The 25,024-nt window shown below is 70.4% G+C and carries 22 protein-coding genes; 17 read left to right on the forward strand and 5 right to left on the reverse strand.

Going from position 1 to position 25,024, the window contains the following annotated elements:
• Positions 1 to 5: 5 nt before the first annotated feature.
• Positions 6 to 1,727, reverse strand: coding sequence for a DEDD exonuclease domain-containing protein (locus ACFWIW_RS29265; RefSeq protein ID WP_378371441.1), 1,722 nt, complete (start codon positions 1,725 to 1,727; stop codon positions 6 to 8).
• A 96-nt stretch (positions 1,728 to 1,823) separates the two neighbouring features.
• Between ACFWIW_RS29265 and ACFWIW_RS29270 the strand changes: the two genes are divergently transcribed.
• Complete coding sequence (locus ACFWIW_RS29270; RefSeq protein ID WP_378371442.1) at positions 1,824 to 3,212, forward strand: NYN domain-containing protein; 1,389 nt, start codon at positions 1,824 to 1,826, stop codon at positions 3,210 to 3,212.
• A 44-nt stretch (positions 3,213 to 3,256) separates the two neighbouring features.
• Here the strand turns inward: ACFWIW_RS29270 and ACFWIW_RS29275 are convergent, their stop codons facing one another.
• The gene (locus tag ACFWIW_RS29275) at positions 3,257 to 4,249 is read right to left on the reverse strand and encodes a hypothetical protein (protein WP_378371443.1); all 993 of its coding nucleotides are present in this window, start codon (positions 4,247 to 4,249) and stop codon (positions 3,257 to 3,259) included.
• A gap of 193 nt (positions 4,250 to 4,442) precedes the next feature.
• On the opposite strand from ACFWIW_RS29275, the gene ACFWIW_RS29280 reads away from it, so the two are divergent.
• The 3 genes from ACFWIW_RS29280 to ACFWIW_RS29290 all read left to right on the forward strand — a co-directional run bounded on the left by ACFWIW_RS29280 (position 4,443) and on the right by ACFWIW_RS29290 (position 7,418).
• The gene (locus tag ACFWIW_RS29280; RefSeq protein ID WP_240594053.1) at positions 4,443 to 4,685 is read left to right on the forward strand and encodes a hypothetical protein; all 243 of its coding nucleotides are present in this window, start codon (positions 4,443 to 4,445) and stop codon (positions 4,683 to 4,685) included.
• A gap of 445 nt (positions 4,686 to 5,130) precedes the next feature.
• Positions 5,131 to 6,183 carry a C40 family peptidase gene (locus ACFWIW_RS29285; protein WP_378371444.1) on the forward strand — a complete coding sequence of 351 codons (1,053 nt, stop codon included), beginning with the start codon at positions 5,131 to 5,133 and terminating at the stop codon, positions 6,181 to 6,183.
• A gap of 77 nt (positions 6,184 to 6,260) precedes the next feature.
• Positions 6,261 to 7,418, forward strand: coding sequence for a glycosyltransferase family 4 protein (locus ACFWIW_RS29290; protein ID WP_378371445.1), 1,158 nt, complete (start codon positions 6,261 to 6,263; stop codon positions 7,416 to 7,418).
• Positions 7,419 to 7,422: 4 nt separating this feature from the next.
• Here the strand turns inward: ACFWIW_RS29290 and ACFWIW_RS29295 are convergent, their stop codons facing one another.
• On the reverse strand, positions 7,423 to 8,046 hold the full coding sequence (locus ACFWIW_RS29295) for a uridine kinase (RefSeq protein ID WP_378371446.1): 624 nt from the start codon (positions 8,044 to 8,046) through the stop codon (positions 7,423 to 7,425).
• 124 nt (positions 8,047 to 8,170) lie between these two features.
• Between ACFWIW_RS29295 and ACFWIW_RS29300 the strand changes: the two genes are divergently transcribed.
• The 10 genes from ACFWIW_RS29300 (at position 8,171) to ACFWIW_RS29345 (ending at position 19,860) form a co-directional block, all read left to right on the forward strand.
• Positions 8,171 to 8,524, forward strand: coding sequence for an SRPBCC domain-containing protein (locus ACFWIW_RS29300; RefSeq protein ID WP_378371447.1), 354 nt, complete (start codon positions 8,171 to 8,173; stop codon positions 8,522 to 8,524).
• A gap of 25 nt (positions 8,525 to 8,549) precedes the next feature.
• Complete coding sequence (locus ACFWIW_RS29305; RefSeq protein WP_378371448.1) at positions 8,550 to 9,749, forward strand: cytochrome P450; 1,200 nt, start codon at positions 8,550 to 8,552, stop codon at positions 9,747 to 9,749.
• A 25-nt stretch (positions 9,750 to 9,774) separates the two neighbouring features.
• Complete coding sequence (locus tag ACFWIW_RS29310) at positions 9,775 to 11,055, forward strand: adenosylmethionine--8-amino-7-oxononanoate transaminase (RefSeq protein WP_378371449.1); 1,281 nt, start codon at positions 9,775 to 9,777, stop codon at positions 11,053 to 11,055.
• A 239-nt stretch (positions 11,056 to 11,294) separates the two neighbouring features.
• A complete protein-coding gene (locus ACFWIW_RS29315; protein ID WP_378371450.1) occupies positions 11,295 to 13,547 on the forward strand; it encodes a bifunctional SulP family inorganic anion transporter/carbonic anhydrase in 2,253 nt (750 codons plus the stop codon).
• 231 nt (positions 13,548 to 13,778) lie between these two features.
• On the forward strand, positions 13,779 to 15,965 hold the full coding sequence (locus ACFWIW_RS29320; protein WP_378371451.1) for a SulP family inorganic anion transporter: 2,187 nt from the start codon (positions 13,779 to 13,781) through the stop codon (positions 15,963 to 15,965).
• Positions 15,966 to 16,014: 49 nt separating this feature from the next.
• Complete coding sequence (bioD, locus tag ACFWIW_RS29325; protein WP_378371452.1) at positions 16,015 to 16,737, forward strand: dethiobiotin synthase; 723 nt, start codon at positions 16,015 to 16,017, stop codon at positions 16,735 to 16,737.
• Positions 16,738 to 16,821: 84 nt separating this feature from the next.
• Positions 16,822 to 17,838 carry a biotin synthase BioB gene (gene bioB, locus ACFWIW_RS29330; protein WP_240594034.1) on the forward strand — a complete coding sequence of 339 codons (1,017 nt, stop codon included), beginning with the start codon at positions 16,822 to 16,824 and terminating at the stop codon, positions 17,836 to 17,838.
• Positions 17,825 to 18,028 carry a hypothetical protein gene (locus tag ACFWIW_RS29335; RefSeq protein ID WP_378371453.1) on the forward strand — a complete coding sequence of 68 codons (204 nt, stop codon included), beginning with the start codon at positions 17,825 to 17,827 and terminating at the stop codon, positions 18,026 to 18,028. The genes bioB and ACFWIW_RS29335 overlap by 14 nt, the downstream gene beginning before the upstream one ends.
• Before the next feature lie 139 nt (positions 18,029 to 18,167).
• On the forward strand, positions 18,168 to 18,773 hold the full coding sequence (locus tag ACFWIW_RS29340; RefSeq protein WP_378371454.1) for a DUF2567 domain-containing protein: 606 nt from the start codon (positions 18,168 to 18,170) through the stop codon (positions 18,771 to 18,773).
• Positions 18,774 to 18,819: 46 nt separating this feature from the next.
• On the forward strand, positions 18,820 to 19,860 hold the full coding sequence (locus ACFWIW_RS29345) for a M48 family metallopeptidase (protein ID WP_378371455.1): 1,041 nt from the start codon (positions 18,820 to 18,822) through the stop codon (positions 19,858 to 19,860).
• 72 nt (positions 19,861 to 19,932) lie between these two features.
• Here the strand turns inward: ACFWIW_RS29345 and ACFWIW_RS29350 are convergent, their stop codons facing one another.
• Both ACFWIW_RS29350 and ACFWIW_RS29355 read right to left on the reverse strand, forming a co-directional pair.
• Complete coding sequence (locus tag ACFWIW_RS29350; protein ID WP_240594031.1) at positions 19,933 to 20,649, reverse strand: LON peptidase substrate-binding domain-containing protein; 717 nt, start codon at positions 20,647 to 20,649, stop codon at positions 19,933 to 19,935.
• A 40-nt stretch (positions 20,650 to 20,689) separates the two neighbouring features.
• Positions 20,690 to 21,325: an NUDIX domain-containing protein gene (locus ACFWIW_RS29355; protein WP_240594029.1), complete on the reverse strand. Its 636-nt coding sequence runs from the start codon at positions 21,323 to 21,325 to the stop codon at positions 20,690 to 20,692.
• A 115-nt stretch (positions 21,326 to 21,440) separates the two neighbouring features.
• Between ACFWIW_RS29355 and nadA the strand changes: the two genes are divergently transcribed.
• Genes nadA through nadC form a run of 3 tightly spaced genes read left to right on the forward strand, consistent with a single transcriptional unit; the run spans position 21,441 to position 24,990 of the window.
• On the forward strand, positions 21,441 to 22,451 hold the full coding sequence (gene nadA, locus ACFWIW_RS29360) for a quinolinate synthase NadA (protein WP_063277377.1): 1,011 nt from the start codon (positions 21,441 to 21,443) through the stop codon (positions 22,449 to 22,451).
• Positions 22,448 to 24,103, forward strand: a complete 1,656-nt coding sequence (locus ACFWIW_RS29365) for an L-aspartate oxidase (RefSeq protein ID WP_378371456.1) — start codon at positions 22,448 to 22,450, stop codon at positions 24,101 to 24,103. The genes nadA and ACFWIW_RS29365 overlap by 4 nt, the downstream gene beginning before the upstream one ends.
• The gene (nadC, locus tag ACFWIW_RS29370; RefSeq protein WP_378371457.1) at positions 24,100 to 24,990 is read left to right on the forward strand and encodes a carboxylating nicotinate-nucleotide diphosphorylase; all 891 of its coding nucleotides are present in this window, start codon (positions 24,100 to 24,102) and stop codon (positions 24,988 to 24,990) included. The genes ACFWIW_RS29365 and nadC overlap by 4 nt, the downstream gene beginning before the upstream one ends.
• Positions 24,991 to 25,024: the final 34 nt, after the last annotated feature.

The raw sequence follows: 25,024 nt of genomic DNA on the forward strand, positions 1-25,024 counted from the left end.
GAATCCTAGCCCGCCACGCGTTCCAACGCCGTCGCGCTCGCCGCCAGGTCAAGCCATTCCCGCCATCCGCCCGCGACAGCCGCCGGCTCCGCCCACGGATGCGTGGTGCGCACCAGCCGGACACCCGGACGGGTCAGCCAGCGCAGGAGGATGCCGATCTCCTCCGGGATCGCGCCGAAGAGCGGCCCGGGCCCAGGGATGACCGTCTCCGCCGAGGCCACGAGCATCTCGACGACCGGCATCGGCGGCACCCCGCGCCGCGCGACGCCCGCGGACGCGAGCCTGCCGTGCCGGATCACCGCCAGTTCCCAGCCGCCGTTCCCGTCCGGCCCGGCGGCGATGAGCTCGGGAATACCCGCCAGCGCCGACTGCCGGTGTGCCCGGCCGACCGCGCGGATCAGCCCGGCCAGCTGATCGCGATGCTGGGCGGCCTGTTCGTAGTGCTCCGCCGCGGCGAGCCGGGCCAGCTGCTCGGCGGCGGCCCGCAGCGGCCGCCCGTCGGTTCCGGCGATGAGGCCGGACACCGCCAGGACACCCGGCCGGTACGCCTCGACCGTCTGCTTCCCGGCACACGGCGCACCGCAGCGGCCGAGTTCGGCCAGGACACAGGGCGTCCCGTTCGGCGCGGTCGCCGAGATGCGTTGCGTGCACGTCCGCAGCCCCGAGGCACCGGCGAGGGTGTCCGCGGCGGACCGGGCGTCGGTCTGGGTGCGAAAGGGCCCCAGCATCCCGTCTCGCGGCACGCGGACCACCGACAGGCGCGGGAACGCCTCCTCGGTCAGCGCGACCCACCACGCGTGCCGTGGGTTCTTGGAACGGCGGTTGTACATGGGCCGGTGGGCGGCGATCAGCCGAAGCTCCCGGACGGCGGCCTCCAGCGCGTGCGCGCATTCCACCGCGTCGACCCGCTCGGCCAGCGCGACCATCTCCCGGATCCGGCCCCGGCTCTCCGAACCGGTGAAGTACTGCCGGACCCGGCGGCGCAGATCGGACGACGTCCCGACGTAGAGGACCTCGTCGCTCGGGCCCCGGAACAGGTAGACGCCGGGCCGCGACGGCAGATGCTCGGCCAGCGACCGTTTGCGGCGCTGGGCCGCGGTCACCTCCGGCAGATAGTCCAGCAGCTCTTCGAGGGTGTGGACGCCGAGATTGCCCACCCGTTCGAGCAGCGCGTGCAGGACGTCGACGGTGGCGCGCGCGTCCGCGAGCGCGCGGTGATTCGGCGTCGTGCGCGCGCCGAACAACGCCGCCAGCGCGGAAAGCCGGTAGCTGGGCGTCTCGTCGCGGGAGATGACCCGGCGGGCGAGCCGGACCGTGCAGACGACGGCCGTCTTGGGCCAGTGGTAGCCGTGCCCCTCGCAGGCCGCGCGCATGAATCCGGTGTCGAAGGCGGCGTTGTGCGCCACGAGCACGGCGCCGGAGATGAATTCGAGGAACGCGGGCAGCACGCGCTCGATCCGGGGAGCGTCGTAGACCATCGCCCCGGTGATGCCGGTGAGCTCGACGATCTGGGGCGGGATCGGCATCCCCGGATTGACGAAGGTGGCGAACTCGCCGACCACCTCACCCGCGCGGATCTTGACCGCGCCGATCTCGGTGATCCCGTCCGGACCGGGTTTCGTCCCGGTGGTCTCCAGGTCGAATACGACGAAAGTGATGTCCCGCAAAGGAGTTCCCAGCTCGTCGAAGGCGAGTTGCGCCGCGCCGGGCCGCCGTCCGGTGTCCATGGTCGGGCACAGTAGGGGCGGGCACCGACAATCCCAGGATGCGCGCACGCCGTCCCATCCAGCGCGCCCCGAGGGCATGGGGCCTACGCTGGAGCGATGCAACCGCAGCCCGCAGTGCCCGAAACGCCCGAGGACGCCACCGGCGGCCCCTCGGGTGTCGTGGCGTCCGCGGGCGCGACGGAGACGTCCGAAGAGGTGCCCGCCGAAGGCTGGACGGCCCTGCCGGAGACCGTACGGGAGCGGATCGCCGAGCTGGCGGCCGCCGCCGTCGGCAAACTGCCGGTCGCCGACGTGCCGAGGCAGCTGCGCCCGGTCGCGAAGTTCGCCCCGGCGAAACGCGCGAAACTCGGCGGGACGGCGTTGCTCACCGCGTTGGGGGAGTCTTCGCAGTTCCGGGTCGCGGTCACCGAATGGCTGCGCGACCACCGCAAGGACGCCCTCGACCCGAACGCCCCCGACTCCGTCGCCGCCGCGGCCGCCGCCGTGCTGCTCGGCGAGGCGGGCGCGGCCGGACGGGTCCGGCTGGTGGCGAAGAACGCCGAGGAGACGGCGTTGCGCGCCGAACGGGACGCCGCGCTGGCCCGCAACCAGCGGCTGGAGGCCGAGCTGGCCCAGCTGCGTGAAGAGCTGCGCGAGGCCAAGGAGATCGCCGGTGGTGCTCGTGGCGAACGTGACGCCGAGGTCGAAAAGCTGTTGAAGCGGCTCCGGGAACAAGGTGTCCAGCTGCGCCAGGCGAAGGACGCCGTCGCCGAGGCCCGCGCTGAGCTGGAGAGCGGCGGCGCCGAGAGCGCCGAAGAGATCAAGGCGCTGAAGGCCCAGTTGGACCGTGAGAGGCAGCGTGTCGCCACAGAGCGGGCGCGGGCGGAGAAGGCCGTCACGGACGCCGAGATCGCCCGTCAGTCCGCCCGTGAGGCGCGTCAGGCCGACGAGGTCAGGCTCGGGCTGCTGCTGGACACGATCGAAGGCGCCGTCGGCGGGCTGCGCCGCGAACTCTCGGTGAGCGCGCGGGGCCGTCGCCCGGCGGACATGGTGCGCGGCGCGACGTCGGGCCTCGGGGCGGGCGGCAAGATCCAGGACGTCACCGCGCTCGACCGGCATCTCGCGCTGCCCAACGTGCACCTGATCGTCGACGGCTACAACGTCACGAAGACCGGTTATCCGGAGCTGGCGCTTTCCGACCAGCGCGACAGGCTGATCCATCAGCTGTCCGCGCTCGCCGCGCGGACTTCGGCCGAGGTCACCGTGGTGTTCGACGGGGCCGGTGTGCTTTCCGTGCCCGCCGCCGTGCCGCGCGGGGTACGGGTGCTGTTCTCCGAACGCGGTGTGCTCGCGGACGACGTCATCCGGTCCCTCGTCGCGGCCGAGCCGCCAGGACGGCCGATGGTGGTCGCGAGCACGGACCGGGCGGTGGCGGATTCGGTGCGGGGCAAGGGCGCGCATCCGGTGCCGTCGGCGGTGCTGGTGTCGCGGCTCAGCCGGGTGTGACTCGTCTCGTGAGTGGTAAGGACGGTTAGAACCGTCCTTACCACTCACGAGCAGACAAGGCAGGTGACGTGCCGGGCGGCCGGTCGCCAGCCCTCCCGGACGAGGATCGCGCGGACCTCGGCCGCGACCTCGCACGGTGAGTCCCGGACGTCCTGCCAGCCGTAGACGAGGCGGGCCCGGCCGGCGAGTTCGGCGGCGTTGTCCCGTCGGCGGTCCCGGAACGCGACGGAGGCCATCGCGTGGGTCGCCCGCCCGTCCAGCCGGACGGTCAAGGCCGCCCCGTGCGAGTCATAGGTGACGTCCTCCCACAACGTCTTCCCGTCGACTTCGATCGCCGTCTGCCGGTCACCCGGTGGTAGCCCGTGCCGCTCCTCGACCTGTTCCTTGAACTCCACTTCGAGCGCCGACATGAGGCCTCCGTCCACCAGTTCGAGACCTCGCTGGATCTCGGCGCGGAAGCGGAACGGCGGGCGCATCGAGACGCAGTCGCGCATCGCGGACACCGGGACCTTGCTCCGGCTCACCAGATCGACGACGACGTTCACCGCGTCTCGAGCGGTGGGCTGGGAGACCGCCAGATCGACGATCGTGTCCGTGGGCTTGGTACGAGGCGGCCACGCCTCGGCCGTGGAGTACGGGAGCGCTCGCGACCGGTGGACCTTCACCAACGGGGATTGGGAAACGGCGGAGCCGGCATACGGCACGGTGATCTCGATCGGACCTTCTTCGATCGGAAGGAGACGCCATTCCTCGGCCGCCGTGCGATGGCTGAGAACCGCGTGTCCACCTCCATAACGGAGGGCGGCGTGCATTCTCGCGTTTCGCGGGAGGGGGCCGGTGAAGGTCGCGTAGACCCGCGGCAGGACACGCTGCCAGCGCCCGGCGTCCAGGTTGGCGACGATGTCCGCCTTGGTGTGTCCGTAGGCGAAGAGCTGAGCTCTGGTGACGATCCCGTGCTGCTCCTGCAGCAGGACAGGCCAGCTCGGCCGTTGTTCGGCCGGGATGGCTTCTTCCGACCAGCGTTTGTGTAGGGGCACGCCGTTCACACTGGCCCGAACGGAGCGTGGAGAGGGGCGACAGGCGCAAGTTGTGGATGGAGCAGGCGGTTGTGGATGGGTCGGGTCTCGTGAGTGGTAAGGACGGTTCTAACCGTCCTTGCCACTCACGAGGCCGAAACTGTCGGTGGTCGCTCTTAATGTGCACCTCACCACTGAAAGTGAGGAGTCCGAGATGGACGACAAGGCCATCGCCGATATAGCGGATATAGAGACGCTCGTCATCGATTGCGACCGGTGCGCGGTCCGCGGTGACGCATGTCATGACTGTGTCGTCAGTGTCCTGCTCGGCGCGCCGCTCGCGCTCGAATGGGACGCCGACGAGCGGAAAGCGGTCGACGCGCTCGCCGAAGCCGGGATGGTTCCCCGCCTCCGGATGGTCGAGATCGTGGAGCAGGAGCGCCGGAAATCGGCCTGACGACACGCCTCGACCGGGGCATTCGACGAGTGGTCGATCCGATCGGGTGAACGGTAGGTAGTCGTGATCAGCCCCAGGCTGTAACGCCCGTCACACCTTTCCGCTCATGCTGGTCCGAAGGTGTTTCGGCGCATCACGGAGAGTTTTTGCGCTTGCCATGGTGGACGTGGTGCCCGTGGTTTCGTAACCTGTCCGAGATCTCGTGGCCGGAAGCCGTCGCCAGACGGCGACACGGGATCGCCACTGAGGCAGCTTTGTCGGGGAGCTGCACCGGAACCAGCCAAGCGCCAAACCTGTTGCGATAGCACTCGGCCAGGCGCGAGGCGGGAACGCGGGGAACCGCGCGGGCCTCACGGTCGGCGTCGCGGCTCCGCGGAAGAGGGCCCCCGACCTCTTCGCCCGGGTTCCGAGTCGGTGGCCGACAGCAAAGGAGACACGCGCGACCGTGCAGTCGCATCCAGTCAAGCGCGTGGTGTCAGGAGCTTTGGCCGCGGCCGCGGTGATCACCGCGGTGACAGTGGCCCAGCCTTCCGCCACCGCTGCCCCAGGCCCCGCCCTCCAACAGCCCCCGTCCGGCTCGGACGCTCTCGCCAAGTACCGCGACCTCGCGGCACAGGCCGAGAAGGCGAACGAAGACCTCCTCAAGGCGAAGGACGACCTCGCCGCGAAGCAGGGTGAGCTCGACAAGGCGACCGCCGACGCCGCCGCAGCCAAGGAGCTCGGTATCAAGGCGGCCGGTGACGAGAAGACCTTCCAGGCCGAGGTGAACAAGTTCGCCGGTGCGTCGTTCACCAGCGGTGTGCAGCTGAACAAGCTGTCGTCGCTGCTGTCGGGCGCGTCGACCCAGGACTTCCTGGATCGTTCCTCGGCGCTCGAGGTGCTCGCCGCGAACAAGAACACCGCTCTGAACAACCTGAGCGGTGCCGTCGCCCAGGCCGCGGCCGCGGCCAAGCAGGCGGCGGACGCCCAGAACACGGCCACCGCGGCCCGTGACGCGGCCGCCAAGCTGACCACGGACATCGAGGCGCGCCAGAAGACGCTGGCCGACCAGCTCAAGGAGATCGAGCGGGCCGGCGGCAACCTGAGCGCCGCGGATCGCAACGCCCAGAAGGACAAGGGCGGCGCGTTCCCCAACCTGCCCGCCCCGGGTCCCGCCGCGGCGGCGGCCCTCGCGGCCGCGAAGAGCAAGCTCGGCAGCCCGTACGGCTGGGGCGACACCGGCCCGTCGTCGTTCGACTGCTCGGGTCTGATGCTCTGGGCGTACAAGCAGGCCGGTCTCACCCTGCCGCGGTCCAGCCGTCAGCAGTCGACCTTCGGCGCCCCGGTGCAGAGGTCGCAGCTGCAGCCGGGCGACCTGGTGTTCTACAACTCGCCGGTCTCGCACGTCGGCATGTACGTCGGCAACGGCATGATGGTGCACGCGCCGACCACCGGTGACGTCGTCAAGGTGTCGCCACTGCAGAACAACTACGTCGGCGCCCGTCGCCCGACGGCCTGACGAACAGACGACAAGGGGCGGTACCGCGCGAGCGGTGCCGCCCCTTTCGCATGCGGCGGGCCAAGTAGCCTGCAGGGGTGCTGAGGACGCTCCTGGTGACCAACGACTTCCCGCCCCGGCCGGGCGGTATCCAGAACTACCTGAACTCGCTGGCCACCCGCCTGCCCGCGGACGACCTGGTCGTCTACGCCCCCTCGTGGGAGTCGAGCACCGGCTCGCACGGCGAGTTCGACGCCGCCGCCCCGTTCGAGGTGGTGCGCCATCCGACGTCGCTGATGCTGCCGACCCCGGACGTGCTCAAGCGGGCCAAGGAGATCATGCGCGCCCGCGACTGCGAGGCCGTCTGGTTCGGCGCCGCGGCGCCGCTGGCGTTGCTGGGGCATCCGCTGCGTTCGGCGGGGGCGCGCCGGGTGCTGGCGTCGACGCACGGCCACGAGGTCGGCTGGTCGATGCTTCCCGGTTCCCGCCAGGCGCTGCGGCGGATCGGCGACACCGTCGACGTGATCACCTACGTCAGCAAGTACACGCGATCCCGCTTTTCGGCGGCCTTCGGCCCGATGGCGGGGCTGGAAATGCTGCCGTGCGGCGTCGACACCGCGCTCTACCGGCCGGATCCGGCCGCGGGCAAGGAGATCCGCGAGCGGCACGGTCTCGCCGACCGGCCGACGATCGTCTGCGTTTCGCGGCTGGTACCGCGAAAAGGCCAGGACATGCTGATCAAGATCCTGCCCGAGCTCCGCAAACGGATCCCGGACGTGGCGCTGCTGCTCGTCGGCGGCGGCCCGTACCGCAAGACGCTCACCGGGCTCGTCGAAGCGCTGGGGGTCGAAGACAGCGTCGTCATCACCGGATCGGTGCCGTGGAAGGAACTCCCCGCGCATTACAACGCGGGCGACGTCTTCGCGATGCCGGCGCGGACGCGCGGGAAGGGGCTCGACGTCGAGGGCCTCGGCATCGTGTACCTGGAAGCCTCGGCGACCGGGCTGCCGGTCGTCGCCGGGAATTCCGGTGGTGCGCCGGAAACGGTGCTGGACGAGGTCACCGGGCACGTCGTCGACGGCCGCGACGAGCAGCAGCTGCGGGAGACGCTGGCCGCGTTGCTGGCCGATCCGGTGCGGGCCCGGCGGATGGGGGCCGCCGGTCGCGACTGGGTGGGCGAGAACTGGCGGTGGGACACCATGGCCAGCAGGCTTTCCGGCCTGCTCGACGGTGATCCCGTCGCGGCGGTGCGCTGAGGCGTCAGGGTTCGTAGCGCGCCGGATGCTTCGGATCGTCGACGCGGATCACCACGTCCGACAGCGCCGACGGATCGACTTCCTGTTCGTAGCGCGCATAGGCGGGGAGCGCCCAGGCGTCGGGCACCCGCCGTTCGAGCGCTCCTGGCGAAAGCCACAGGTGCACGCTCAGGTCGAAGGCGAGCCCCGCGCCGAACAGGAACTCGCCGTCCAGCAGGACGACGCCACCCTCGGGCAATTCGACGCGCTCGGCGCGGGTGGCGCGATCGCGGACCGGGTCCCAGAGCGACGGGAGGACCAGGCCGCTGCCGTCCTCGGCGAGCGGGTCGAGCACTTCGCGGCGCAGGGCACCGAGGTCGAGCCAGTCGCTGTAGCGCGAGTCCGGATCCTCCTTGCCCCGTTCGAAGCGCAATGAGGCGGGGCGGAGGAAGTCGTCCGCCGAGATCCGCAACACCGCGTGACCGGCGATCCGCAGGGGATCGACCAGGGCGTCGGCGAGTTCTGTGGTGTTGGTCGCACCGGCCGCGCCGTCGATCGCGACCGCGATCCGGCGGCGGCCCGTGATCGAGGTGATGCGCTCGGTCAGTTCGGAGACCAGCAGAGCGGGAGAAATCGGACGGTAGCGCACGGAAAGACATCCTCCACCCGGACCGGTGACCGTCGCACGGTACACCCGATGGGATGATGGCCCGGTGGTGAAAGCAACGGCCAAAACAGCCGGAAGTGGTTGGCAGGTAGGCGTTTCCCAGACGGTGCCGTATACCAGCACCCAGGTGTGGGACTTCCTGGTCGGACGCGAGGGCGTGGGCATCTGGCTCGGTCCGGGCGCCGAACTCGGTCACGAGCTGGGCGCGGCGTACGAGACGGCCAACGGGACGACCGGCGAGATCCGCGGCCGTTCCGAGGGTGACAAGCTCCGGCTGACCTGGCGCCCGAAGGACTGGGACCACGACTCGACCCTGCAGATCACGGTGAGCGGCACCGACCAGAAGACCACGCTCCGTTTCCACCAGGAATGGCTCGCGGGCGCCGACGAGCGCGAGGAACAGCGGGCATACTGGACCGAGGTGACCGAGCGAGTGGTGGCCGCGCTGGCCGAACGCTGACCGGCGCGCCGGGGGAGGCGTACCGATGGGGGAACCGAAGAACCTGGACTGGGATCTCGTCCAGGATCCGCACCGGATTTCGGCGCTGCTGCGTGAGGAGGGCCCGGCCCGCAAGGTCCGGCTGCCGCGCGGCCTGGAGGTCTGGATCGTCACCGGGTACGCCGAAGCCCGCGCGATCCTCTCGGATTCCCGGGTGGGCAAGGATCCGGAGGCCATCCGGCGGCTCTTCGAACGCGACGGCTTCGAGTCCGCGGCCGACAACGCCGTACGCGCGCTCGGCGCGCATATGCTCAACTCGGATCCGCCGGACCACACGCGGTTGCGCAAACTGGTCAACCAGGCCTTCACCTCGCGAACGGTTTCCCGTCTGCGGCCGAGGATCGAGCAGATCACCGCGGAACTGCTGGACGGCATCGGCGACGCCGAGCGCACCGACCTCCTGCCCGCTTTCGCCGTCCCGTTGCCGATCCGGGTGATCTGCGAACTGCTCGGTGTCCATGCGGGCGACCAGCCTGCGTTCGCGACCTGGTCGAACACGATGGTCGCGTGGTCGACGCCGGAGGAACTCCAGGCCGCGGCCGCGAAGATGCACGCGTACCTCGTCGACCTCATCGAAGAGAAACGCGCCGAGCCCGCCGATGACCTGCTTTCGGCCCTGATCCACGCCAGCGACGAAGGCGATTCGCTCACCGCGGACGAATTGCTGGCCATGGCGTTCCTGCTGCTGGTGGCGGGGTTCGAGACGACGGTCAACCTGATCGCGAACAGCGTCTTGGCGCTGCTTCGTGAGCCGGACCAGCTGGCCGCCCTCCGTTCCGATCCCGCCCTGCTGCCCGGCGCGGTCGAGGAGTTCCTGCGTTACGACGGCGCGATCCACCTGGCGACCATCCGGTTCACCAAGGAAGCCGTGCCCGTCGGTGCCGTCGAAATCCCGGCAGGCGAGTTCGTGCTCGTTTCCCTGCTGGGCGCGAACCGGGACGCCGGACGGTTCGAAGACCCGGACCGCCTGGACGTCACGCGTTCGGCGTCGGGTCATCTCGCGTTCGGGCACGGCATCCACTACTGCGTCGGCGCCCCGCTGGCCCGCCTGGAGGCCGAAATCGCCTTGCGCGGACTGCTGGAGCGGTTCCCCGCGCTCGGCCTGGACGCCGAACCGGAAACCCTGCGGTGGCGGGAAAGCACCCTGGTCCACGGCCTGGAGACCCTCCCTGTGCGCCTGCGCTGAGGAGGGCGTGTCGTAGGGTCGCCGGATGGACGCCGCCGAACTCCTCGCGCTCGACGCGGAACACGTCTGGCACCCGTACGGGCCGATGCCGAGCACGATCGGCTCCCTGCTGGTCCGCGAGGCGAGCGGGGTGCGGCTCACCCTCGACGACGGCCGCGAACTGGTCGACGGCATGTCGTCCTGGTGGGCGGCGATCCACGGCTACCGGAACCCGGTGCTGGACGCGGCGCTGGCGGAGCAGGCGGGCCGGATGAGTCACGTCATGTTCGGCGGGCTCACCCACGAACCGGCCATCAGGCTGGCCAAGACGCTGGTCGACCTCGCGCCGGAGGGTCTGCGGCACGTCTTCCTGTGCGACTCGGGATCGGTGTCGGTCGAGGTCGCCGTCAAGATGTGCCTGCAGTACTGGCAGTCGGTGGGGCGCAAGGAAAAGCGGCGCCTGATGACCTGGCGCGGCGGCTACCACGGCGACACGTTCACCCCGATGAGCGTCTGCGATCCCGAGGGCGGGATGCACTCGCTGTGGCGCGGGATCCTGCCGGACCAGCTGTTCCTGCCCAAACCGCCCGGTGGTTTCGCCGACGAGCCGGATCAGGACTACCTCGAACTGCTCGCCACCGAGATCGAGCGGCACGCGGGCGAACTGGCCGCGGTCATCGTCGAGCCGGTCGTGCAGGGCGCCGGCGGTATGCGGTTCCACCCGCCCGCGTACCTGCGCGCGCTGCGCGAGATCACCGAGGCCAACGACGTCCTGCTCATCTTCGACGAGATCGCGACCGGTTTCGGGCGGACCGGCCGGATGTTCGCCGCCGAGCACGCCGGGGTCACGCCCGACGTCCTGTGCCTCGGCAAGGCGCTGACCGGTGGCTACCTGACGATGGCGGCGGCGCTGTGCACGCCGGAGATCGCCGACGGGATCTCTCGCGGTGAGCTGCCCGTGCTGGCGCACGGCCCGACGTTCATGGCGAACCCGCTGTCCTCGGCCGTCGCCAACGCCTCGCTGGGGATCCTGGCCGAAGGCGGCTGGAAATCCGACGTCCCGCGGATCGAAGCCGCGCTGAAGGCCGGGCTCGAACCGGCCCGCGAACTGCCCGCGGTCGCCGACGTGCGGGTGCTCGGTGCCATCGGCGTGCTCGAACTCGACCATCCCGTGGACATGGCAGCGGCGACGGAGACCCTCACCGAAAACGGCGTCTGGCTGCGCCCGTTCCGGAACCTGATCTACACGATGCCGCCCTACATCTCCGAGGCGGACGACCTCGCCGCGATCACTTCCGCAATGGTCTCGGCCGCACAAAAAGCGTAAAAACGGCGAAATTCAGCCCAAAGAGTGTGACAGCGACCACAGCAATCCGGAGAAGCCACGCTCGGTACAGAGCGTGGTCACGAGTTGATCTTGGTCAAGCGAACGGGCGAGTCCGATCGGGGTCCGTCTCGGGCGATTTGCCGCGAAAGCGTGCTATGCCCTAGTTCCCTGGTGCACAAGCAAACCTGAGAAACCTTTGCGTAGCGGACTTTTGCGCGCCGATCGGGTTTCCTGCCCCCATGATCGACTTCGTTGGTGACGAGCACGACACCGGACCGCCAGGCCGCCGCAATCCCGCATCGACCCTCCTGAAGAACCTTCGCCACGACGTCCCGGCTTCGGTCGTCGTCTTCCTCGTGGCCGTCCCGCTTTCGCTCGGCGTCGCGCACGCCGCCGGAGCCCCTTTGCTCGCCGGACTCGTCTCCGCCGTCGTCGGCGGGATCGTCGCGAGCTTCTTCGGTGCCTCCGTCCTGCAAGTCAGCGGCCCCTCCGCCGCTCTGACGATCGTCATCGCGGAGACCATCGCCACTTTCGGCTGGGCCGCCACCTGCGCGATGACCGCGGCGGCGGGCGTGGTCCAGATCCTCTTGGGCCTCACTCGTGTCGCACGGGCGACTCTCGCGATCTCGCCCGCGATCGTGCACGGCCTGCTCGCCGGGATCGGGTTGATCCTCGTCCTCGGCCAGCTGCACGTCGTACTCGGTGGCACGGCGCGGAGTTCCGCGATCGAAAACGTCCTCGCGCTGCCGGGCCGGATCGTCGGGCACCACGACCAGGCCGCGCTGATCGGTGTCGTCACCGTCGGCGTTCTGCTGGCCTGGACGCGGATGCCGCGTTCGGTGCGCCGCGTTCCCGGCCCGCTGGCCGCCGTCGCGCTGGCGACCGGGCTTTCCGTCGCGGCGGGGATGGACCTGCCGCGCGTCGACCTCCCGAACGGCATGCCGGGGCTGGGTTTCGTCCCCCAGGCGCCGACCGGGTCCTTGGCGGCGATCGTCACCGCCGTCCTCTCCATCGCGCTCATCGCCAGCCTGGAGAGCCTGCTTTCCGCCGTCGCCATCGACAAGCTTCGCGACGGGCCGCGCACCGACCTCAACCGCGAACTGGTCGGCCAGGGGCTGGCGAACGTCGCCGCCGGTTCGCTCGGCGGCTTCCCGGTCACCGGTGTCGTCGTGCGCACCATGACCAATTTCGAAGCGGGCGCCCGCACCCGGATGTCGGCGATCCTGCACAGCGTCTGGATCCTCGGCTGCTGCCTGTTCCTGGCGGGCGCGCTGCGGTTGATCCCGCTCGCCGCGCTGGCCGGTCTCCTCGTCTACGTCGGCGCCAAACTGGTCAACCTCACCAATCTGCGCGAGGTCCGCCGCCACCGCGACCTGCCGGTCTATCTCGCGACCCTGCTCGGCGCCGTCGCCGTCAACCTGCTCACCGGGGTCGCCGCGGGGATCGCGGTGGCGCTCGCGTTGATGCTGCGCCGGATGCTGTTCTCCGGTATCCACGTCGAACGGGACGGCTCGCGGACCCGCGTCGTCATCGAGGGCGCGCTCACTTTCCTTTCCGTGCCAAGGCTTACCACCGTGCTGGCCGAAGTGCCCGAGCGCGCGGAGGTGACGCTGGAACTGTTCGTCGACTACCTCGACCACGCCGCTTTCGACTGCTTGCGCGGCTGGCAGCGCGCGTACGAACGCGCCGGGGGAACCGTGATCGTCGACGAGATCGGGCATCCGTGGTTCGAACGCGGCAAGGCGGGCGTGCCGACCGTGCGCCGCGGTGTGGCGTCCCGGGTGGTGCCGCGCTGGCTCGCGCCGTGGTCGCAATGGCAGGCCGAACATCTCGAACTGCCGGGCCAGCGTGGTGGCAGCGTTCCGTTGTGCCGCGGCGCTTCCGAGTTCCAGCGGCGGACGGCGCCGCTGCTGCGGAGCACCTGGGACGGGCTGGCGAACGGGCAACAGCCGCATACGCTTTTCATCACCTGTGGCGACGCGCGGATCGTGCCGAACCTGATCACCACGAGCGGGCCGGGTGACCTGTTCACCGTGCGGAACATCGGGAACCTCGTCCCGCGCGCCGAAGCGGATTTCTCGGTGGGGGCGGCGATCGAGTACGCCGTCGGGCTGCTGCGGGTGCGGGAAGTGGTGGTGTGCGGGCATTCCGGCTGTGGCGCGATGAAGGCGTTGCTCGGGGACGCGCCCGCCGGTCTCGCGCACCTCGGCGGCTGGCTGCGCCACGGGGAGGCGACGTTGCTGCGCCGGGAAACCGAGGGGCCGGTGCTGCTCGACGGTGCCCGTCCGGAACACGAAGGGGATCGGCTCGCCTTGCACAACGTGGTGCAGCAACTGGAGAACCTGCGCTCGTACCCGGTGGTGGACGCCGCGCTGGCGCGCGGGGAACTCCGGCTGACGGGGATGTACTTCGACGTCGGGAAGGCGAACGTGTACCTGCTCGACGAAGCGCTGCGGTCGTTCACCTCCGCGGCGAGCCCGGTGAAGTCCTGACCCTCGTGAGTGGCAAGGACGGTTCTAACCGTCCTTGCCACTCACGAGGATCTTGACCGGGCACCCAACCGATATTTCCCAGAATTCGGGACCCGGTAAGGCTTTTCGCAATACATGGGTCATCTCCAGGCAACGAACTGGGGCGAAAGTGGGCCACGCCACCTGTCCGTCGGGTGGTATTCACTCGATCGGGTGGTGCATATCGGACAATTCACCAGTTTCCTGGTGATCATGAAACAACCTCTCGCCGTGCTTCGTCACGACCTGCCCGCCTCGTTGGTGGTGTTCCTCGTCGCCGTCCCGCTGTCACTCGGGATCGCTCTCGCGTCGGGGGCGCCGATCGTCGCGGGGCTGATCGCGGCCGTGGTGGGAGGTGTGGTCGCCGGAGCGCTCGGCGGCTCCGCGCTTCAGGTGAGCGGCCCGGCCGCCGGGCTGACGGTGATCATGGCCGAAACCATCGCGACCTTCGGCTGGGCGACCACGTGCGCGATCACCGTCGCCGCGGGCGCGCTGCAGATCCTCCTGGGGCTGAGCCGCATCGCCCGCGCGGCGCTCGCCATCTCGCCCGCCATCGTGCACGGCATGCTCGCCGGGATCGGCGTCACGATCGTTCTCGGTCAGCTCCATGTCGTGCTGGGCGGATCGGCGCAGAGCTCGGCGCTCGAGAACATCGCCGGACTGCCCGCGCAGATCGTCGGCCACCACGACACCGCCGCGCTGATCGGCGTGCTCACGATCGGCATCCTGCTGCTGTGGCCGCGGCTGCCCCAGTCCGTCCGCAAGGTGCCCGGCCCGCTCGCCGCGATCGCGCTGGTGACCGTGCTGTCCGTCGCCGCCGGGATGACGCTGCCCCGGGTCGACCTGCCGGGTGATCTGCTCAACATCCGTTTCGCGCCCGAATTCCCGGACACGGGCTGGGGCGCGTTCGCCGTCGCGGTCGTCACCATCGCCCTCATCGCGAGCGTGGAAAGCCTGCTGTCGGCCGTCGCCGTCGACAAGATGCACACCGGACCGCGGTCGAACCTCGACCGCGAACTGATCGGCCAGGGCGCCGCGAACATGGCCTCCGGCGCGCTCGGCGGTCTCCCGGTCACCGGTGTGATCGTCCGCAGCTCGACCAACGTGGCCGCCGGCGCCCGCACCCGGGCGTCGGCGATCCTGCACGGTGTCTGGATCCTCGTGTTCGTCGCCGCGTTCGCCGGGCTCATCCAGAACATCCCGCTCGCCGCGCTGGCCGGTCTGCTCGTCCACGTCGGCGCGAAACTGGTGAACCCCGGCCATATGAAGCAGGTCCTCAAACACGGCGACCTGGGGCTGTACCTGGTGACGCTCGCCGGAGTCGTCGTCTTCGACCTGCTCACCGGCGTCCTGCTCGGGATCGCGCTTTCGGTACTGCTGATGCTGCGCCGCACGGTGTGGTCCGGGATCCACGCCGAACGCGACGGCGACGAATGGCGCGTCGTCGTCGAAGGTGTCCTCACGTTCCTGTCGGTGCCGCGGCTCAGCCGGGTGCTCGCGACCGTGCCCAACGGCGCGAAGGTGACCCTGGAACTGGTCGTCGACTACCTCGACCACGCCGCCTTCGAGAGCCTCTCGAACTGGCAGCTCGGCCACGAACGCGCCGGCGGCACGGTGATCGTCGACGAGGTCGGGCATCCGTGGTTCGCCAAGGGCAAATCCGGCGATCCGACGCTGACCCGCACGGCCGCGGCGCGTTCGGTGCCTCGCTTCCTCGCGCCGTGGTCCGACTGGCAGGCCAAGGACGTCGAACTGCCCGGACAGCGCGGCGGGCCCACCCTGCGCGGGGCGACCGAGTTCCAGCGGCGCACCGCCGCGCTCATGCAGCCCGCGCTCAGCAAACTGGCCGGGGGCCAGTCTCCGCACACCCTGTTCATCACCTGCGGTGACGCGCGGATCGTGCCGAACATGATCACCACGAGCGGTCCCGGCGACCTGTTCACCGTGCGCAACATCGGGAACCTGGTGCCCGCCCGCCGGGCCGATCCGTCGATGGGCGCCACCGTCGAGTTCGCCGTCGGCGTGCTGAAGGTGCGCGAGATCGTGGTCTGCGGCCATTCCGGCTGCGGCGCGATGCAGGCGCTGGCCACCGGGGCCCCGGACGGCGCGCCGATGCTGGCCTCCTGGCTGCGGCACGCCGAGCCGAGCGCGCGCCGCGACGCACCGGTGACCCTCGACGGCGAACGGCCGGAGACCGAGGTCGACCGGCTGGCGCTCAAGAACGTCCTGCAGCAGCTGGAGCACCTGCGCCACTATCCGCTGATCGCCGAGGCGGAGGCGCGCGGCGAGCTGCACCTGACCGGGATGTACTTCGACGTCGGGGCGGCGCAGGTCTATCTGTCGGACGAGGGAAGCCCGTCGTTCACGCCGGTCGGGGCGGTCACCACATCCGGGGGCTAACGGACGCCGTTCAGCGCGGCTCGATCCGGACCCACTAGATTCAGTGCACGTGAGCATGCTGGTCATGACCGGCACCGGTACGGGTGTCGGCAAGACGATCTCCACCGCCGCCATCGCCGCCCTGGCCGCCGGTCAGGGCCAGCGTGTCGCCGTACTGAAACCGGCGCAGACCGGAGTGGGCCCGGACGAGCCGGGCGACCTCGCCGACGTCCTCCGCCTCGCCGGTCCGGTCACCACCCGTGAGCTGCGGAGATACCCGGACCCGCTGTCGCCGGAGGCGGCGGCCAGGCTCTCGGGACTGCCGGCGCTCGCCCCGAGCGAGATCGCCGCCGCGGCGAGCGACCTCGACGGCGAACACGACCTGACCCTCATCGAGGGCGCGGGCGGGTTGCTGGTCCGGTTCGACGCCGCCGGGGCCACGCTGGCCGACGTCGCGTGGTCGCTGGGGGCGCTGGTCATCATCGTGGCCGAGGCCGGGCTTGGCACGCTCAACGCGACCGCGCTGACCGCCGAGGTCGCCACCAAACGCGGGCTCACCGTGGCCGGGGTGATCATCGGTTCGTGGCCGGACGAGCCGGATCTGGCCGCGGTGTCGAACCTGGCGGACCTGCCGGTCGCCGCCGGGGCCCCGCTGCTGGGCGTGCTGCCCGCCGGGCTGGGCACGGCCGGGCCAGGGGAGTTCGCCGACCGGGCCAAGGCGGGTCTCTCGCCGTGGTTCGGCGGGGAGTTCGACCCGGAATGCTTCGTCGGCCGCGCCTCGGCACAGAAGTGACCTGCGTCGCTGTGGCCGAGCCGCCCGGTCGTGCACGATGATGTGCCTTTGCTTCACCGCCCCACCCCGAACAGGAGCCGCCTCGTGACCACAGCCCCGGAGACCGTCGACATCCTCGCCGTGGCGCGTGACCAGGTCCTCGAGCGTGGTGTCGGGCTCAGCGAAGAGCAGCTGGTGGAAATCCTGCGGCTCGACGACGACCACCTCACCGACCTGCTGGCGCTGGCCCACGAGGTCCGGATGCGCTGGTGCGGCCCCGAGGTCGAGGTCGAGGGCATCATCAGCCTCAAAACCGGCGGCTGCCCGGAGGACTGCCACTTCTGCTCGCAGTCCGGCCGGTTCCCGACGCCGGTGCGGTCGGCGTGGCTGGACATCCCCGGCCTGGTCAAGGCCGCCCGTCAGACCGCCGAGACCGGCGCGACCGAATTCTGCATCGTCGCCGCCGTCCGCGGCCCCGACAAGCGGCTGCTTTCGCAGGTCCGCGAGGGGATCAAGGCCATCCGCGAGGACGGCAACGACATCCAGATCGCCTGCTCGCTCGGCATGCTCACCCAGGAGCAGGTCGACGAGCTCGTCGAGATGGGCGTGCACCGCTACAACCACAACCTGGAGACCGCGCGCTCGCATTTCGCGAACGTCGTCACCACGCACACGTGGGAAGAGCGCTGGGAGACCCTGCGCATGATCCGCGAGGCGGGGATGGAGGTCTGCTGCGGCGGCATCATCGGCATGGGGGAGAGCATCGAACAGCGCGCCGAGTTCGCCGCGCAGCTTGCCGAGCTGAACCCGGACGAGTGCACGATGAACTTCCTCATCCCGCAGCCGGGCACGCCGTACGAGGGCTACGAGGTCGTCGAGGGCAAGGACGCGCTGCGCACCGTGGCCGCGTTCCGGCTCGCGATGCCCCGTCCGCTGCTGCGCTTCTCCGGCGGCCGTGAGCTGACCTTCGGCGACCTTGGCACCAAACAGGGCATGCTCGGCGGCATCAACGCGATCATCGTCGGCAACTACCTGACCAACCTCGGCCGCCCGGCCACCGCGGACCTGGCGATGCTCGACGAGCTGAAGATGCCGGTGAAGGCGATCAGTGACGTCCTCTGACCAAGCGGCGTTCTGCGTCCACTGTGGACAGCCGTCCGACGGTGGCGCCGAACATCCGGCCTGCCACAATCCGAGAACCGCACTCGAACCGCCGCGCTATTGCACGTACTGCGCGCGGCGGATGGTCGTCCAGATCACCCCGGTCGGCTGGACCGCCCGATGCAGCCGCCACGGGGAACTCGCCGGCTGACCTCCCGCGTTTCGTCCTCTGAATGCGGTCCTTGCGCGTGCAACTACCGCATTCAGAGGACGAAACGCGGTGGAGGCGCGTGCGCTGGGGGCGTCATTGGTTACGCTCTGCACAAGCAGCTCGAGGGAGGAGTCCGGGGTTGGGCGAGACGACCGGTAAACCGGCGCACCTGTCTTCCAGCGTGCCCGACCCATGGTCGGTACCCGTGCTGCCGCGGCCGCGCCGCCCGTACCCGAAGGTCGTCGTCAAGGCCGATCTGCTGCCAGCGGTCAGCGTCCTGTCGACGGCGGGGCTGCTCGGCTTCCCGCTGGCCTGGCTGTGGGCGCGGCTCGCGCCGCCACAGCGGATGCGGGTGATCAACGACCACGGCGGCCTCGCCCCCCTGGAGCTGGAGAGCTGGCACCGCTTCGACGACCTCGCCGTCTACGGTTTCCTCGCGCTCGGCGCCGGGCTGCTGATCGGCGTCGTGACCTGGCTGCTGCGGGAGCGCCGCGGACCGGTCGTGCTGATCGCCGCGACCGGCGGCGCGACCCTCGCGGGCTGGCTGGGGACGACGATGGGCGTCTCGTTCGCCAACGGCCGCTACGAGATCGGCGCGGCGCCCGCCGTCGGCGACGTCATCGCGAAGGCGCCGCAGATCGAATCCCCGTGGATCATGCTCGCCGCGCCGTTGATGACCACGCTGGCGTACACGTTGCTGACCGCGTGGAACGGACGGGAAGACCTGGGACGCCGCCTCGGCTGACGGATTTCCTCTAGGGTGGGCGGCAACATCTCTAGGGGGCATTCTCTTGACCGACGACATCGAGGTTTCCCGGCACAACGCCGTCCGCTTCCCGGGTATCAGCCCGCGCGCGTACGAACACCCAGTCGACCGCGGCGCATTGGCCACCTTGCGCGCGGTTCCCGGATTCGCGCAGGTCGTGAAGGCGGTTTCGGGTTTCTACGCCGAACGCGGCGAGCGGCTCATGGCCCTCGCGTCCGCGATCCGGGTCGGCCCGAAGCAGTATCCGGAACTGGACAAGCTGCGCCACGAATGCGCCGAAACACTCGACCTCGACCGCGTGCCGAACCTGTTCGTCGCCCGCAGCCCCGAGGTCAACGCGCAGACGATCGGGATGGACGAGCCGTTCATCGTGCTCAACACCGCGGCCGTCGAGGCGATGGACCTCGCGTCGCTGCGGTTCGTGATCGGGCACGAGATGGGACACGTGCTGTCCGGGCACGCGGTGTACCGCACCATCATGATCCGGCTGATCGGCCTGCAGATGTCGATGTCGTGGACGCCGGTGAGCGCGATCGGCATCCGCGTCGTCGTCGCGGCGCTGCGCGAGTGGTACCGCAAGGCCGAACTGTCCTGCGACCGCGCCGGGCTGCTGTGCTCGCAGGACCCGACGGCGGCGCTGCGCTCGCAGATCCTGGTCGCGGGCGGGATCGACCCGTCGAAGATCGACATCCCGGCCTTCCTGCAGCAGGCGTCGGAGTACGAGTCGGTCGACGACATCCGCGACAGCTACCTGAAGCTGCGTTACGTCGAGACGATGTCGCATCCGCTGGCCGTGGTGCGCGCCGCCCAGCTGCAGAAGTGGGCCGCGTCCGAGGAGTACCGGGGGATCCTGGCCGGCGAGTACCCGCGCCGCGACGACGACGCGCCTTCGTCCACCTGGACCGACGACCTGAAGTCGGCCGCGAAGTCGTACAAGGACTCCTGGAACAGCTCGACCGACCCGCTGACGAAGGTGTTCAGCGACGTCGGCGAGGCGGTGTCCGGGGCGGCGGGGAAGGTGTGGAGCAAGTTCGGTACCGACAAGGAACCGGAGTCCGGCAAGTAGTGGGTCTCGTGAGTGGCAAGGACGGTTAGAACCGTCCTTGCCACTCACGAGGTTGTCGGTTCAGGGAGGTCGTCAGTTCAGGTTCGACGGGCGTGTGAACTCGCCGAGTTCCCCCGGCGGCATCGGGACCGCGCCCAGCGTGCTCAGGAACCCGGCTTCCCGCGTCAGCAGGCGGCACGCGATCCGCAGCCGCCGCAGCGGGTTCGTCTCCTCCAGCAGGCGCTGCCGGTCCTCCAGCGGGAGCAGGCAGTCGGCGGTGAGCCGGTACGCGAGCGCCGCGATGTCGCCGTCCTCGGGCGGGGTGGTCCAGTCTTCGTCGTTCCAGGCGGACTCGCAGTAGCGCCGGTGCGCGGCCTTCGCGACGTCCGCGAGCCTGGTCACGGTGTCGCCGTGCACGGTGGAGACCCGGTCGTCGGGCACCCATTCGACCGAGCCGATCAAATACGGCGCGGAAACACGGTCGATCTCCAGCAGCCGGAACCGGCGCCGCGCGGTGGTGACGACGTCGAATCTGCCGTCCGGCAGCCGTTTCGCCTCGCGCAGCACCGTGCTGCAGCCGAACTCGTGGACGTGTTCCGGCCCGCTGACCTCCCTGATCATCGCCGAACGCAGCGCGACGACCCCGAACTCGCGGTCCGGGACGACTTCGGCGACGAGATCGGCCATCAGCTGCCGGTACCGCGGTTCGAAGATGTGCAACGGAAGGTGTGTTCCGGGCAGAAGCACGGTCTGTAGCGGGAACAGCGGCAAGATCGCCTTCCCGGTGGACTCCTCGCTCGGCTCGGTCACCCGTTCAAGGTACGGGGACCGGCAGGACTTCGCAGGGCGGTCACTTCCCGCCGGGCGGACGGAACACCGCGAACGGGTCGGTGATCTGCATCCCCTTGCCCGCGAAGGAGAACAGTGCCGCCGGACGGCCACCGCTGCGCCCGGGCGGGGCGGTGTGGCCGGTGGGCAGGAGCAACCCGCGCCGGGACAGCACCCGCTGCAGGTTCGTCGCGGACACGCGGTAACCCAGCGCAGCCGAGTACAGCCTCCGTAACGCCGAAACGGTGAACTCTTCCGGGGCGAGCGCGAAGCCGAGGTTCGTGTAGCAGAGCTTCGAGCGGAGCCGGTCCCGCGCGCGCAGGACGATGGACTCGTGGTCGAACGCCGTCCGGGGGAGCTCGGAAACGTCGTGCCACTCGGTGTCTTCGGGGATCTCGGGGTCCACATCGGACGGTACGAGGCCGAGGAACGCCGTCGCGACGACGCGCGGGCCCGGCACCCGGTCCGGCGCGCTGAAGACCGCCAGTTGCTCCACATGCTTCAGCTGGCGTACGTCGACCTTCTCCGCGAGCTGCCGCCGGATGGACGCCTCGACGTCTTCATCCGGGCGAAGCCTCCCGCCGGGAAGGGACCAGCGACCCAGATGCGGATCGAGCGCGCGCCGCCACAGCAGCACCCGGAGTGTGTCGGAGCGCACTTGAAGGACCGCTCCCAAGACCTCGTGGGCGAGGGGGGTCTGGGTGTTAAGATGACTTCGCACGGTTTTCGATTATAAGGCGAAAACCGGAGACAGGTCCAGGAGGGCCAGAACGATGACGAGCACTCTGCAGAACGACTTGACCCCGTACGGTGGCGTGGTCGCCGACGCGGCTTGGGCGGAGGAGGTGCGAAGCCTCGCGCGCAAACGCGACGCCGTCCTGCTCGCGCACAACTACCAGGTCCCCGAGATCCAGGACATCGCCGATTTCACCGGCGACTCCCTCGCGCTCAGCCGTATCGCGGCGAGCAGTGACGCGTCCACCATCGTCTTCTGCGGCGTGCACTTCATGGCCGAGACGGCGAAGATCCTGGCGCCGGAGAAGACGGTCCTGATCCCGGACGCGCGGGCGGGCTGCTCGCTCGCGGACTCGATCACCGGCGCCGAACTGCGCGCCTGGAAGGCCGAGCACCCCGGCGCGGTCGTCGTGTCGTACGTGAACACCACGGCCGAGGTCAAGGCGGAGACCGACATCTGCTGCACGTCGTCGAACGCCGTCGACGTGGTCGCCTCCATCCCCGCTGACCAGGAGGTTCTCTTCCTGCCGGACCAGTTCCTCGGCGCGCACGTCAAACGCGTGACCGGCCGGGAGAACATGCACATCTGGGCCGGGGAGTGCCACGTGCACGCCGGGATCAACGGCGCCGAGCTCGCCGAGCGGGCCTCGGAGAACCCGGACGCCGACCTGTTCATCCACCCGGAATGCGGCTGCGCGACCTCGGCGCTGTACCTGGCGGGCGAGGGCGCCGTCGCCCCCGAGCGGGTCAAGATCCTCTCGACCGGCGACATGGTCCACGCCGCCCGCGACACCAAGGCGAAGTCGGTGCTCGTGGCCACCGAGATCGGGATGATCCACCAGCTGCGCAAGGCCGCGCCGGAGATCGACTTCCGCGCGGTGAACGACCGGGCGTCCTGCCGGTACATGAAGATGATCACGCCGGCCGCCCTGCTGCGGTCGCTGCGCGAGGGTGCCGACGAGGTCCACGTCGACGCCGAGACCGCCGCCCGTGCCCGCGCTTCCGTGCAGCGCATGATCGAGATCGGGCAGCCTGGCGGCGGAGAATGACCGACCCGGTTACCGCCCTCCAGGCGAAAACCCACCCGGTCTGGGAGGCCGCCGCCGATCTCGTGGTGATCGGCAGCGGGGTGGCCGGGCTCACCGCCGCGTTGCGCGCGCGGGAACTCGGCCTGCACGTCCTGGTGGTCACCAAGGCGACGGTCTCCGACGGCAACACCCGCTGGGCGCAGGGCGGTATCGCGGTCGTGCTGGAGGGCGAGCACGAGCCGGGTGACTCGGTCGGCAAGCACGCCGAGGACACGCTCACCGCCGGCGCCGGGCTCTGTGACGAGGACGCCGTCCGGTCGATCATCGCCGGCGGCCCGGCCGCGGTGGCCCGGCTGCGTGTCGACGGGGCCCGTTTCGACCTGGCGGCCGAAGGGCGGCCTGAGCTGGCCCGCACGCGGGAAGGCGGGCACAGCGCGTTCCGCGTCATCCACGCGGGTGGTGACGCGACCGGTGCGGAGGTCGAGCGGACCCTGGTCGCGACGACCGGCGACCGGCGGATCCCGGTGCTGGAGCACCACATCGCCGTCGACGCGGTCCGCACGCCCGCGGGCGAGGTCGTCGGCGTGACCGTCCTTGACCACAACGGGGTGCCCGGCGTCGTCCGGGCGCCGGCGGTGCTGCTGGCCAGCGGCGGACTGGGGCAGCTCTACCAGGCGACGTCGAATCCGGAGCTCGCCACGGGGGACGGGCTGGCGCTGGCGTTGCGCGCGGGGGCGCAGCTCGCGGACGTCGAGTTCGTCCAGTTCCACCCGACGGTCCTGTTCACGCCCGGCGCGCGCGGCCGTCTCCCGCTGGTCACCGAGGCGGTGCGTGGCGAAGGCGCGACCCTGCACGACGCGACGGGCGCGTCGGTGATGCGCGGAGTCCACCCGCTCGGCGATCTCGCACCCCGGGATGTCGTGTCGGCGGCGATCACGCGCCGGATGACGCAGGCGCCCGGCGGCGTCGACGACCATGTTTTCCTCGACGCGACCGGGATTTCCGGGTTCGCCAAGCGGTTCCCGACCGTGCACGCGGCGTGCGCGGCGATCGGGCTGGACCCGGCGAAGGAGCCGATCCCGGTCACCCCCGCGGCGCATTTCGCCTGCGGCGGGGTGGTGACCACTGTGGACGGACGGTCCGGTGTCCGCGGTCTCTACGCCGCGGGCGAGGTCGCGAGGACCGGCCTGCACGGCGCGAACCGCTTGGCCTCCAACAGTTTGCTCGAAGGTCTGGTGGTCGGGCGACGGGCGGCCGAGGCGGTCGCCGCCGATCTCGCCACCGGGCGGCTCGCCGATCCGCGTCGCGGGGTGCTCGCGCCTCCGGTCAAGGCACCGGTGGCCGACCGTGACGCGCTGCAGCGGGCGATGAGCCGGTACGCCGCCATCGGCCGGGACGCCGAAGGGTTGTCGGTCGTCGGTTCGGTGCTGGATCTCTCGGTGGTCGAGAGTCCTTTGTGGACACCGCGCGCCGTGGAGGACGCGGCGCTCACCTTGGTGGCGGAGGCACTGGTCGCGGCGGCGGCGCGCCGGACGGAGTCCCGCGGCTGCCACGTGCGGACCGATTTCCCCGGCCGCGACGACGAGGTCCGGCAGCGCGGTCAGCTCATCCGGCTCAGCCCGTCGGGGCAGCCGGTGCTGGCCGATCCGATCGCTTTGGAGGGTGTGGCATGACCGAATTCTCCCCGTGGGCCGTCAAGGCGCTGGCCGATCACGGCCTCGACGTCGCCGATGTGCGGCGCGTCGTCACGACGGCGCTGGCCGAGGATCTGCGGTACGGGCCCGACGCGACGACGAACGCCACTGTGCCCGAATCCGCGCGTGCGCTGGCCGAACTCACGCCGAGGTCGGCCGGGGTGGTCGCCGGGATCCCGGTGGCGCTGGCGGTGTTCGACGTGGTGCTCGGTTCGGACCTGGAGATCCTGGCCGCGCGTGACGACGGCGATCGCCTGACCGCCGGTGAGCCGGCACTGGTCGTCCGCGGCCCGGTGCGCGGCCTGCTCACCGCCGAACGCACCGCGCTGAACCTGCTGTGCCACCTGTCCGGTATCGCCACCGCGACCGCCGCCTGGGTGGCCGCGGTGGAGGGAACCGGTTGCCAGGTCCGGGATTCCCGTAAGACCCTGCCCGGGTTGCGGCTGCTGGAGAAGTACGCCGTCCGCGCGGGCGGCGGGGTGAACCACCGGCTCGGGCTCGGTGACGCGGTGCTGATCAAGGACAACCACGTGGTCGCCGCCGGTTCGGTGACCGCCGCGCTCGCCGCCGCGCGCGAGCACGCGCCCGAACTGCACTGCGAGGTCGAGGTCGACGACCTGGCCCAGCTGGAGGAGGCGCTCACCGCGGGCGCCGACGAGGTGCTGCTGGACAACTTCACGCCCGACGAATGCGCGAAAGCGGTCGACCGGCGTGACGAGGTTTCCCCGAAGACCCGCCTGGAATCCTCGGGCGGTCTGCGGCTGGACGTCGCGCGGGCGTACGCGGAGTCCGGTGTGGACTTCCTCGCCGTCGGGGCACTCACGCATTCTTCCCCCGCGCTCGACCTCGGGATGGACCTGCGCTGACGTGGCGCACTAGAATTCCCTTGTGTGACAAGGG

This window comes from Amycolatopsis sp. NPDC058340, assembly GCF_042723975.1.
Classification (GTDB): domain Bacteria; phylum Actinomycetota; class Actinomycetes; order Mycobacteriales; family Pseudonocardiaceae; genus Amycolatopsis.